Below are 11,702 nucleotides of genomic sequence, written 5' to 3' on the forward strand. Positions count from 1 at the left end.
TCACTCCTTGCTGGCGGTATCATCGCCTTCGACGGGCTCGCCGTCAGTTTCCTCATGGGTCTTGTTATTTTCCTCGCCGCCCTCGACGTGCGCCGGTTCTACGACGATGGTGGACACCTTCTTGCGGCGTCCGGCGGAGTCCACGGCGGTCAGTCGCAGACCGCGCGTCACAGCCGAGGCACCGACAATCGGCACTCGGCCCAGAATCTTGGTCAGCAGGCCGTACACGGTATCGACATCGTCCTCATCAATGTCGATCTCGAAGATCTCCTCCAGATCGGCAATCGGCGTACGGGCGGGCATCTTCCACCTGTTGTCTCCGATTTTCTCCGGCTCAGTACGCTGGGTGCGGTCGTGCTCGTCTTCCAGCTCGCCGACGATCTGTTCGATGGCATCCTCGATAGTCACCATGCCGGCGATGCCGCCGTACTCATCGACCACCACGGCCACATGCTGGCGGGAACGCTGCATCTCATGGAACAGGTCGTCCACCGGCTTGGATTCGGGAACAAGCAGCGGCTGCCGGACGATGGATTCGACCGCGCGCTCCATGGCCGCCGGGTTGAAGGCGGTGGCACGCACGGCATCCTTCAAATAGGCCACGCCGATCAGGTCATCCACATCCTCACCGATCACCGGCACGCGGGAGAAGCCGGAGCGGGAGAACAGTTTCAGCGCGGAAGACAGTGTGGAGTCGCGCTCCATGCAGATCATATCGGTGCGCGGCACCATGATCTCGCGAGTCAACGTATCAGACAGGGTGAGCACGTTGCGCAACATTTCGGAGACTTCCGGATCGAAGTCGTTGGACTCCACCAGTCGGTCGATGGCGGCCTTGCCCTGCTCGAGCTGAATCTTCTCAAGCTCCTCGTCGTCGGACAGATCGGAGTCCTTGGAGCGGCGGCCCGGTCCCTTGGAACCGGACTTGTCGCCACCGATGCGTGCGAACGGCGTGAGCTTGGTGGCCAACGACACGATGCGCGAGTTGGAAATCATGATGCCGACCGGCTTGGCCATGCCGGCGGTGCGCGGGCGGACCAGTACGGAGACCACGGCTACGATAATCGCGAACAGGAATCCGGAGAGCAGTTCAATCCACAGTTCCGCACCCCACAGGGATGCGATGGAAGACACCAGTACGCCGTCGAGCACATTGCAGGCGATGCGGAAGAACGCACAGCTGCCGGCGGTGGCGTAACGGTCGGCGATGAGCCGTTGCACGCGATGAATCTTGTCGATCTTCTTCATCTTGAGGAACTGGCTTGCTTCGGAGTCGGTCTGCACCTCGAGGATGAGATTGTTAAGGCTGGCTCGCGTTACGCGGGCCACGGCGCCTTCAGCGGCGGCCATGGTCAGCGAGAGCCAGACGAACAGGGCCGCCACGAGTACAAGAATGACGGTGATGGCGATCGGCGTGGTACTGGAATACTCCATAATGATTTTTCGGTGTCCTTGAATGTCCTTGAACGGTATCGAATAATCCGGATTTGGTGTGATTGATTTGGGAGCTTATTTGGAATCGAGGTCGCGGCCAGCACCGTGCGCGGCGTCGTACAGGGCCAGCGCGTCGGGTGTGCCGGCGGGCAGCGTGGCCTGCACGTTGGCATCGTGGCGTAGGGCGAAGAAGGTGAGCAGCAGCTGTCGCTGCAGGCCGAACATCTGGCGCTCCTGCTCGGGGGTCACGTGGTCGTAGCCGAGCAGGTGCAGGATGCCGTGGATGGTGAGCAATAGCATCTCCTGCATGGTGCTGTGCCCGGCTGCGGCAGCCTGTTGGGCAGCGACCCACGGGCAGATGACGATGTCGCCGAGCACTCCTTCCATCACGGTTTTGCCGTCGCCGGGGCGCAGCTCGTCCATCGGGAAGCTCATCACGTCGGTCGGGCCTTCGAGGTTCATCCAACGCATGTGCAGTTCGGCTATGGGATCGGGATCCACGAACATGATGGTCAGGTCGGACTGGGTGCTCACGCGCATCTGGTCGAGTACCCAAATACCCAAATCGGAGAAGACCTTGGGGTCGATGACCCACTGGGTTTCATTGGTGACGTCAACGCTCATCGTCTGTCTCGCTTTGGTTGGTTGAATCCGCTTGCTGGCGGGCATCGAAGTCGGTATGGTTGCGGCGGCCCTTGCGTTCGATGTCGCGGTGGTCGCCGGCGATGGCGGAGTGACGGTCGTAGGCGGCCACGATCTGTCCGACCAGCTGGTGACGTACCACGTCCTCGGTTTTGAGATGCACGAATGCGATGTCGTTGATGCCGCCCAGGATGCGTTCGATGGTGGCCAGTCCCGAGCGAGGCACGGTCAGGTCCACCTGCGAGATATCGCCGGTGATGACCATCGTGGTGTTGAAGCCCAGACGGGTCAGGAACATCTTCATCTGCTGTTCGGTGGTGTTCTGAGCCTCGTCGAGGATCACGAACGCGTCGTTCAGCGTACGGCCGCGCATGTAGGCGAGCGGCGCCACTTCGATGGAGCCGTCGTCCATGTACCGCTTGAGCTGGTCGGCGCCGAGCATGTCGCCAAGCGCGTCGTACAGCGGGCGCAGATACGGGTCAACCTTGTCATTCAGCGTGCCGGGCAGAAAGCCGAGGCTTTCGCCGGCCTCCACGGCCGGGCGCGTGAGGATGATGCGGCGAATCTGCTTGTCCTGGAAGGCACGCACAGCCTTGGCCACGGCCAGATACGTCTTGCCGGTGCCTGCGGGGCCAATGCCGAAGGTGATGGTGTGCGATTCGATGGCGTTCACGTAGGCCACTTGTCCGGCGGTTTTCGCACGGACCGGCACGCCGGCAGCAAAGGTGATGACGCCGGGAACCGTGGGCTTGCGGTACGTCGGGTCGTGGGAGCCGGCAGAACGTGCATGGGCGCGTTCGTTTGAGGTCGATTGCGCCAGTTTGTCACGCACCGGGCCGTGACCGGGATGTTCGAGGCGCACGTGGTTCTTGAGCACGTTCTGGTCGAGCATGCGACGCACGGTGTCGGCGTCCATAGGCGCGGTGTAGGCGGCTTGGATGATGGTATTGACCAAATCCTCGGCCTGTGCGGCCTGGGCTTCGGTCTGCTTGGAGCGGGAGACGATCGCCACGCGGTTGCCGCGCACGATAATCGTCAGGTCCGGAAAGGCGCGCTCTACCTCGCGAATGACCTCGTCAACCGGGCCGAGCACGGCGACGGGGTCAAGTTGGGGCGGGATGGTGATGGTACGTGTAGTCGTTGCCACGAAGCGGATATTCCCCTACTACTCGTCGAGCTTTTCGCCGGTCATCACGTGCGCGTGCACGTGGAAGACGGTCTGGCCGGCGTCGAGACCGGTGTTGAACACCAGTCGGTAGGCGCCGTGAAATTCCTTGTCGGCGATGTTCTGCGCAATGGAGACGATGTGGGCCAGCTCGGTCGGGTCACCGGCGGCAAGTTCGGCGACGTTGGCGTAGTGCTTCTTGGGCACCACGAGCACGTGGACCTTGGCCTTGGGATTGATGTCGTTGAATGCGTAGGTCGTCTCGTCCTCGTAGACCTTGCTGCTGGGAATCTGCCCTGCGATGATCTTGCAGAACAGGCAATCGTCGGATTCGCTCATCATGCTCCTTGGTTTGATGTTGCTACGCACCAGCTTAGCGCGTGGGCGTTACTCGTAACGTCCCAACACCCGAGACAACAGCGACAACGCTACAGGACCGGCCGTCGCGGCTCTCAGAATATTGCGCCCCAGTACGCAGCTCACCGCTCCGGCCTTGACGAAATCAGCTACCTCCTGCTCACTGATGCCGCCCTCAGGCCCGACCACCACACTGACAGTCCGCGGCCGGCCGTCCTGGAGCGTGCGTTCCACCAACTGCGCAACCTTCTCCTCCACGCCGGACCACGTATCGGTAGCATCCTGATGCAGCACAATCACCACATCGCCATGCACGCAGGCCCTGCGGCAGATGGCCACGACCTCCTTGCTGGACGCGCACGCCTCCAGTTGCGGCTTAAAGGCGCGCCGCGACTGCTCGGTGGCGGCATCCAGTACCGAATTCCACTTCTTGTCTGTACGGCCGACCTTCCACTTGGCAATGGATCGGTCCGCCTGCCATGGCACCACTTGGTCGACGCCAATCTGAGTAGCCATATCGATGGCCTGCTCATCATGGCCGGTTTTCGCCAATGCCTGAATCAGCGCCAAACGGGTGAGCGGCTCGGGTTCGCGCCCCACTTCCACGACTTCAGCCAGTCCGGCTTCAGGATCGGCCATCACTGCCTGGATTCTCAAGCCGTTGCCGTCGGAAAGTTGCAGGCTGTCCCCTGCCTTGAGTCGCATGGCCTGCACGGCATGGCGCTTGATGTGAGCGGGCAGGGTTAGCTTCCAGCCGGCGTGGAGTTCGTCGCTGTTCACCGGGACGTCGTCGACCTGCGGGTCGAAAAGAAAAAGGGCATCAGTCATGACTTCAAGGCTACACGCGACACGCCGGGCACACGCGCGAATTGCATCCCTGTAATTTCATGCTAAGCTATCTACTCGTTGTCCAAACGACACCTGCCCGGGTGGCGGAATGGTAGACGCGCTAGCTTGAGGTGCTAGTGCCTATTTTATACAGGCGTACGGGTTCAAGTCCCGTCTCGGGCACAGATAAACCCCTTGCATTGCAAGGGGTTTTTCGTTATCTGCACACACGAAAGGCCACCAATGCAGTTCATCACGCTGGACACCGTCGACGACCCGCGCGTCGAAGCGTATGTGAGCCTCACCGAAATGCAGTTGCGTAATCGCTTGGAACCAGCCAAGGGCGTGTTCATCGCCGAGTCCCCCAAGGTTATCGACCGCGCGCTGGCCGCTGACCGCGAACCGCTGTCACTGCTGGTCGAGGAACCTTGGCTGGAGGGCATGAAAGACACCTTCGACTTCATCGACGGGCGCTGGGGCGCGGATATTCCCGTCTACGTGGCCTCACCTGAGCAGCTCAAGCGTCTGACCGGCTACCGTTTGCATCGCGGCGCCCTATGCGCGATGCGACGCTGGCCGTTGCCCTCCGTAGCCGAGGTCTGCAAGAGCGCCCGCCGCGTGGCAGTAATGGAAAACATCGTGGACCACACCAATGTGGGCGCACTGATGCGTTCGGCGGCCGCGCTCGATGTGGATGCCGTGCTGGTCACACCCTCCTGCGGTGATCCGCTGTACCGACGCGCCGCCCGCGTGTCGATGGGCACCGTATTCCAGATTCCGTGGACCCGTATCACCGGGTTCAACGACGACGGCACCGAAAACAAGCATTACTGGCCGTTCCAGGGCATCGACGAGTTGAAGTCGCTGGGCTTCACCACCGTGGCCATGGCATTGGAGGATCGTTCGATTTCGTTGGACGAACTGACACGCCGTCTGCACGCGCCTGCCGAAGATCCGACGCATATCGACAAGCTCGCGCTGATCTTCGGTACCGAGGGCGACGGCCTGTCCCACCATACGATTGCCCGCGCCGATTTGACCGTGAAGATTCCGATGAGCCACGGCGTGGATAGCCTGAACGTGGCGGCATCCAGCGCAGTGGCGTTCTACGCGACACGCTAAGGAATCGCACGCGCTCCGAAAAGGCCGGATCCTTAACAAATCTACGAAACTGTTCATCGCAAGTTCACGGCACGCGGGGGCGAAAGCCTTGCATGTTCGTTTTTTTCTGCAATTATTAACTATGTAAACCGAATGCAAGGAAGCATCCGGCCCGGCAGTGCGGTGTCGAAAGACGCTCAGTAACAGAGAGGACAGTTACGATGACCAAGAATCCCAAGATTCTGTCGATTGTGCTTGCAGGTGGTGAGGGGACCCGCCTGATGCCGTTAACCCGTGATCGCGCGAAGCCCGCCGTTCCCTTCGGTGGTGTGTATCGTCTGATCGATTTCCCGTTGAGCAACCTGGTGAACTCCGGGTACCGTCAGGTCGTGGTGCTCACCCAGTACAAGTCTCACTCGCTTGACCGCCACATCTCCCAGGTCTGGCGTTTCTCCCCGCTGCTTGGCTCGTACGTCTCCCCTGTGCCCGCGCAGCAGCGTCTCGGCAAGCACTGGTATCTCGGCTCCGCCGACGCCATCTACCAGACCATCAACATCATCGAGGATGTCCAGCCGGACATCGTGGTGATCGTGGGTGCCGATCACGTCTACCGCATGGACTTCGAACAGATGGTACAGCAGCACATCGAGTCCGGCGCCGAGTTCACCGTGGCCGGTATCCGCCAGCCCATCGAGGAATCGAACCAGTTCGGTGTGATTGAGGTCGATCCCGATCACCCGAACATGATCAAGAACTTCCAGGAGAAGCCGCCCACCACCACCGGTCTGCCGGACAATCCGAACCAGATTCTGGCCTCCATGGGTAACTACGTCGCCAACACCAAGGCCCTGTTCGAGGCTCTGGCTCTCGATGAGAAGGCTGCCGACACCAAGCACGACATGGGCGGCGACATCGCCCCGTACTTCGCTTCCCGCAACGAAGCCGGCGTCTACGACTTCAACTCGAACGAGATTCCGGGCTCCACGGCCACTGATCACGCTTACTGGCGCGACGTCGGTACGATTAAGCAGTTCTACGATGCGCACATGGATCTGATCGCCTATGTGCCCGAGTTCAACCTGTACAACCAGGATTGGCCGATTTACACGATGTCCGGCAACCTGCCGCCGGCCAAGTTCGTGCACGCCGGCCGCGACCGTCTGGGCCACGCCACCGATTCGATCGTCTCCCCCGGTGTGATCGTCTCCGGCGGTGAAGTGCACCACTCCGTGCTCTCCCCCAATGTGCGTATCCACTCGTGGGCACAGATTGTCGATTCCGTGCTGTTCGACGGTGTAGTCATCAACCGCCGCGCCCGCGTGTACAAGGCGATTCTTGACAAGAACGTGGTGCTCACCGAGAACTCCACTGTCGGCATCGATACCGAGCACGATCTGGCCCGTGGCTTCACCGTCACGCCGGGTGGCATCACGGTTGTCCCGAAGAACACCATCGTCGATGACTGATTGACCAGTCCAGACATGGAAAAGCCCCGCATCATGCGGGGCTTTTCTCGTATAGAGCTCCCTCTGATGAGGGAGCTTACTAAGCGCTATCAGTACTTTGGCATATTGTCGAAGCTGAAGCCTAGGGCGGCGAGCTGGTCGCGGCCTTCGGGCGTGATGCGCTCCATGGTCCAGCGCGGATCCCACGTCCAGTCGATGCGGAACTCCTCGACCAGACCGGCCAGCGTGGATGCGCATTCGTCCTCGATAAGGTCGGTCAGCGGGCAGGCCGGCGTGGTCAGCGTCATCGTAATAATGGCGCGGCCTAGCTCATCGATCTCAATGCCGTAGACCAGACCCAAATCGATCACGTCGATGCCAAGCTCCGGATCAATCACCTGATGCAGTGCCTCGCGCACGTCTTCGGCAGTGGCGCGGCCGATATCGTCAATCGCCTTGATCGGAATCTCGCTGCCATCGGACTGTTCGTCATCCTGGCAACCGCATTTGCCGTGGTGACCGCCACACGCACAGGTGTCATCGCCGGACGCAGCAGAGTGCTCGATCGGGCGTCCGTTCGGGAAGCCCTTGGCCAAGGCCGGGTTGGCCATCACGCGGCGAGCGGCCTCCTCGTCCTGCAGGACGCCGTTGACAGCATCGAAAACGGACGGCTGTGGTTCGGGAACCAAATTATCGTTGGACATATTTCCTCAGTTCTTTGCAGCGAGGGCTTTGGCGATGGAGTCCTTCAGCCCTTCCCAGCCTAGCAGAGCGCATTTGATGCGCATAGGGTATTTCGACACGCCTTGGAATACCACGGCGTCGCCGAGCTTTTCTTCCAGGTTCTCGTCGTCCAGACCGGCACCGCGCGATTCCATCAGCTTGTGGAATGTCTGTTCCAGATCCATGGCCTCGTCAACGGTTTTGCCGTCCACCAGATCGACCATCACCGACAGGCTGGCCTGCGAAATGGAGCAGCCGTGGCCGTCCCACACCAATCGCTTGATGGTGTGCGGTTCGTCATCGGAGACTTCGACATGGATGGTCGCCTCGTCGCCGCAGGTCGGGTTGAACTGGTGCGATTCACCGGGCGTGCAGTATTCGTGGCTGGCTTGTACGGTGACATTGGCCGCTGCGTCCGCGGACTGTTCGACCGCTGCGTTGGGCGCAAAGGATTCCTTGCCATGCGGATGTTTCGACGCCTCGAGGATGACCTCTTGGTACATCTGTTCGAGGTCATCCCCGCTCATACCGAATTCGTTCATGGTGTTCTGTTTTACTCCACTCCAAAGAACTTACGGATGCCCTTGGCCGCTTCGACCAACGCTTGGGCATCTTCGACCGAATTGTAGACACCGGAGGAGGCACGGTTGGATGCGTATAGGCCGAAGTGGCGGTGTACCGGCTGGGCGCAGTGGTGTCCCACGCGAATCGCGATGCCCTGGGCGTCGATGAACTGGCCCACATCGTGCGGATGCACGCCGGCCACGTCGAACGCCACGGTGCCGATGCGGTCCACGTTTTCGCGCGGCCCGAGGATGCGAATGCCATCGACGTCGCCGAGCTTGAGCAGTTCGGCGGCGATGGTCTTCTCATGGGCTTCGATGTTCTCGAGCCCGATGTTCATCATCCATTCGGCGGCGACGCCTGCGGCCACCACTTGGGCGACCGGCTGGGTGCCGGCCTCGAAGCGGGCCGGAGGGGCCATGTATTGGGCCTCGTGGTCCATGTAGGCGAGCTCGACCATGGAGCCGCCGAAGTTGGCCGGCGGCAGGGCTTCGAGCAGGTCGCGCTTACCGTACAGGAAACCGACGCCGGTAGGACCGTACATCTTGTGCGCGCTCCAGGCGGCGAAGTCCACATCAAGCGCGTGGAAATCGACCTTGAGGTGCGGTACGGACTGGCAAGCGTCCAAGATGAAGATCGAACCTACTTCATGCGCACGCTTGATGATCGGGGCGATGTTGGTGATGGCACCCGTGGCGTTGCCCACGTGGGTGACGGCCACGACCTTGGTACGCTCGGTGATGACTTCGTCGAGGTTGTCCGTACGCACACGGCCGTCCTCGGTCAGGTCGATCCACTTGAAGGTGGCGCCGGTACGGTAGGACAGCTCCTGGAACGGCAGCAGCACCGAATGATGTTCCGCACGCGAGACGACGATCTCATCGCCCGGCTTCAGGGCAAAACGCTTGGCGGCTTCTCCCCCACGCCCCAGCGATGCATTGCCGAATGCGGTGGCGAGCAGGTTCAGTCCGGCCGTGGCACCACCGGTGACGACGACCTCCTCTTCACCTTCGGCCGCATTCGCGCCGACCAGCTTGGCCACCTTGGCTCGGGCCTCCTCAAAGGCCATGGTGCTACGGGCGGCCAGCTCGTGCGCACCACGGTGCACGCCGGCGTTAATTGTACGGTAGAAGTTCGCCTCGGCGTCGATCACCGCATTCGGCTTCTGCGAGGTGGCCGCAGAATCCAGGTACACGAGCGGGTGCCCGTGAATCTCCTGATCCAGAATCGGGAACTGCGCCCGAATCGCCTTAAAATCAACCATTATGTTCCCCCTACTTACGTAACAATTGTACGAAACGAGTGGGAGTCTGACATGGCCTGTTCGCGACCGTAAAGACCTGGCCTAAGCGGCCCGGAGCGTGTCGAGAATAGGGCATGTCAGACTCCCACGGTCACGGACTCAGGCCAGTGCGGACTCGGAGTCGGCGCCTTCGGGCAGGTACTGGTCGTAGCCGTTCTCTTCGAGTTCGTCGGCCAGCTCAGGGCCGCCGGTCTTGACGAAGTGGCCGTCGGCGAACACGTGCACGATGTCCGGCTTGATGTACTTCAAGATACGGGTGTAGTGCGTGACCATGAGGATGCCGAACTGGTTGGCTTCCTTGGCGCGGTTCACGCCTTCGGACACGATGCGCAGGGCGTCCACGTCCAAGCCGGAGTCGGTTTCGTCAAGGACGGCAAACTTCGGTTTCAGCAGTTCGAGCTGCAGCACTTCGGCGCGCTTCTTTTCACCGCCGGAGAAGCCTTCGTTCACGGAACGGGAGGCGAACTTCGGGTCCATCTTGAGGCGCTTCATGGCTGCGGACAGGTCCTTGGCCCACTGGCGAATACCGGGAGCCTCGCCGTCGATTTCGGTCTTGGCGGTGCGCAAGAAGTTGGTCATGGACACGCCCGGTATTTCGACCGGGTACTGCATGGCCAGGAACAGGCCGGCCTTGGCGCGCTCGTCCGGAGTCATCTTGAGGATGTCCTTGCCGTCGAGGAGGGCCTCGCCGGAGTCGACCACGTACTTGGGGTGGCCGGCCAACGTGTAGGCGAGAGTGGACTTGCCGGAACCGTTGGGGCCCATGATGGCGTGGGTTTCGCCGGAGTGGACGGTCAGGGTGGCACCCTTCAGGATCGGCTTGATGCCTTCCTTGGTTTCGACGTGGACGTGCAGGTCCTTGATTTCGAGTGTTGACATTGTTGTGCTCCTAAAAATGCTGTTCTTACTTGTCTTCGAGGACCTGTGCCATGGCGTCGTTTTCACCACGGGCCAGTCGGCGGTCAATCACGGTCATCAGATGTTCGGAGATGGCGGGAATGCCGATCTCCTCGACGAGTTCGCCGAAGAAGCCGCGCACCACGAGCTTGCGGGCGTCGGTTTCGGGGATGCCGCGGGATTCGAGGTAGAACAGTTCCTCGTCGTCGAAGCGGCCCACCGAAGAGGCGTGACCGGCACCGATGATGTTGCCGTTTTCGATTTCGAGGTTCGGCTCGGAATCGGCGATGGCGCCCGGGGTCAGGACCAGGTTGCGGTTGAGCTCGTAGGAGTCGGTGCCGGGGGCGGTGGGCTGGATGAGCGCGTTGCCCACCCAAGTGGAGTGCGCGCCCTTGCCGTCAAGCGCGCCCTTGTAGACCACGCGGGACTTGCAGTCGGGGTGGTTGTGTACCACCATCGTGCGGTGTTCGATGTGCTCGCCGGGGTCCACGAAGTAGATGCCGAGCATGTTGAGGTCGCCCTGTTCGCCGCCGAAGTCCTGATCCATGCGGATGCGGACGATGTCGCCGCCCAAGGTCACGACGGAGTGGCGCAGGGATGCGCCTTCGCCGACGTGGATGCGGTGGTTGGCCACATGCTTGGCGGTTTTGGCCCATTCCTGAACGAACGTGGTGGAGACGTGCGAGTCCTTGCCGGTGGTGATTTCCACGCCTTCGGCCAGTCGTGCGTCACCGTCGTGTTCCACGACGACGTCCGCATGAGCCTTGTCGGCGGCGGCGATCACCAGATGGAAAGCGTCGAGGTCCTCCCCCGCGCCGTGCACCTTGACGAGCACGGGCTGGGCGATCTCACCGGACAGTTCCAGAATGGTTGCGGTGCGGCCGGATTCCCATTCGACTGCGGAGACGCGGTCGTTGGGCTTGGACACAGTGCCGGACAGGCCCTCACCGAGCTTGATCTGGCTGAGCTTCACGCCTTCGGCCAACGGCGAGCCGTCAATCATGGAGACTTCGATCTGCGTTTCGCCGGAAGGCTTGAACACGGTGAAGAACTCGTTGATGCGCTCGATAGGCGTGTAGCGCCATTCGTCCTGCTTGCGGCTGGGCTCCGGGTAGTCGCCTGCGTTGAACGAGCGCACGGCATGGTCCACGGAGGACGGCATAGCGGCCGGAATCGCGTACGGGTCGTTGGGGTCGGCGACCGGAATCTTGATTTCCTTGACGGGTGTTGTGTTGTCGGTCAT

The 11,702-nt window shown here is 61.4% G+C and carries 12 protein-coding genes and 1 tRNA gene; 3 read left to right on the top strand and 10 right to left on the bottom strand.

What is annotated here, in order from left to right:
• The 5 genes from AB5287_RS07060 to AB5287_RS07080 all read right to left on the bottom strand — a co-directional run bounded on the left by AB5287_RS07060 (window position 1) and on the right by AB5287_RS07080 (window position 4,426).
• The gene (locus AB5287_RS07060; protein ID WP_368220977.1) at window positions 1-1,434 is read right to left on the bottom strand and encodes a hemolysin family protein; all 1,434 of its coding nucleotides are present in this window, start codon (window positions 1,432-1,434) and stop codon (window positions 1-3) included.
• A gap of 75 nt (window positions 1,435-1,509) precedes the next feature.
• On the bottom strand, window positions 1,510-2,058 hold the full coding sequence (ybeY, locus tag AB5287_RS07065) for an rRNA maturation RNase YbeY (protein ID WP_007052156.1): 549 nt from the start codon (window positions 2,056-2,058) through the stop codon (window positions 1,510-1,512).
• Window positions 2,048-3,223, bottom strand: a complete 1,176-nt coding sequence (locus tag AB5287_RS07070) for a PhoH family protein (protein WP_007052155.1) — start codon at window positions 3,221-3,223, stop codon at window positions 2,048-2,050. The genes ybeY and AB5287_RS07070 overlap by 11 nt, the downstream gene beginning before the upstream one ends.
• An 18-nt stretch (window positions 3,224-3,241) precedes the next feature.
• Window positions 3,242-3,580, bottom strand: a complete 339-nt coding sequence (locus AB5287_RS07075) for a histidine triad nucleotide-binding protein (protein WP_007057286.1) — start codon at window positions 3,578-3,580, stop codon at window positions 3,242-3,244.
• A gap of 48 nt (window positions 3,581-3,628) precedes the next feature.
• A complete protein-coding gene (locus AB5287_RS07080; protein ID WP_007052153.1) occupies window positions 3,629-4,426 on the bottom strand; it encodes a 16S rRNA (uracil(1498)-N(3))-methyltransferase in 798 nt (265 codons plus the stop codon).
• Window positions 4,427-4,521: 95 nt separating this feature from the next.
• Here AB5287_RS07080 and AB5287_RS07085 point away from each other — a divergent pair.
• The 3 genes from AB5287_RS07085 (at window position 4,522) to glgC (ending at window position 6,993) form a co-directional block, all read left to right on the top strand.
• Window positions 4,522-4,609, top strand: a tRNA-Leu gene (locus tag AB5287_RS07085).
• A 60-nt stretch (window positions 4,610-4,669) separates the two neighbouring features.
• Window positions 4,670-5,548, top strand: a complete 879-nt coding sequence (locus AB5287_RS07090) for an RNA methyltransferase (RefSeq protein WP_007055088.1) — start codon at window positions 4,670-4,672, stop codon at window positions 5,546-5,548.
• Window positions 5,549-5,748: 200 nt separating this feature from the next.
• Window positions 5,749-6,993, top strand: a complete 1,245-nt coding sequence (gene glgC, locus AB5287_RS07095; RefSeq protein WP_368220978.1) for a glucose-1-phosphate adenylyltransferase — start codon at window positions 5,749-5,751, stop codon at window positions 6,991-6,993.
• 89 nt (window positions 6,994-7,082) lie between these two features.
• Here the strand turns inward: glgC and AB5287_RS07100 are convergent, their stop codons facing one another.
• The 5 genes from AB5287_RS07100 to sufD form a co-directional block, all read right to left on the bottom strand.
• Entirely contained in the window at window positions 7,083-7,676 is a 594-nt protein-coding gene (locus AB5287_RS07100) for a metal-sulfur cluster assembly factor (protein ID WP_007052150.1), read from the bottom strand.
• A gap of 6 nt (window positions 7,677-7,682) precedes the next feature.
• Entirely contained in the window at window positions 7,683-8,237 is a 555-nt protein-coding gene (gene sufU / locus AB5287_RS07105; RefSeq protein WP_007052149.1) for a Fe-S cluster assembly sulfur transfer protein SufU, read from the bottom strand.
• Window positions 8,238-8,248: 11 nt separating this feature from the next.
• On the bottom strand, window positions 8,249-9,523 hold the full coding sequence (locus AB5287_RS07110) for a cysteine desulfurase (RefSeq protein WP_007052148.1): 1,275 nt from the start codon (window positions 9,521-9,523) through the stop codon (window positions 8,249-8,251).
• Between the two features lie 138 nt (window positions 9,524-9,661).
• Window positions 9,662-10,441 (bottom strand): Fe-S cluster assembly ATPase SufC, encoded by a 780-nt coding sequence (gene sufC, locus AB5287_RS07115; protein ID WP_007053376.1) that lies wholly within the window; start codon window positions 10,439-10,441, stop codon window positions 9,662-9,664.
• A 25-nt stretch (window positions 10,442-10,466) separates the two neighbouring features.
• Complete coding sequence (gene sufD / locus AB5287_RS07120) at window positions 10,467-11,702, bottom strand: Fe-S cluster assembly protein SufD (protein ID WP_007052146.1); 1,236 nt, start codon at window positions 11,700-11,702, stop codon at window positions 10,467-10,469.

It is taken from the genome of Bifidobacterium sp. RTP21102st3_E2_RTP21102_210122, assembly GCF_040916945.1.
Lineage (GTDB): Bacteria > Actinomycetota > Actinomycetes > Actinomycetales > Bifidobacteriaceae > Bifidobacterium > Bifidobacterium longum.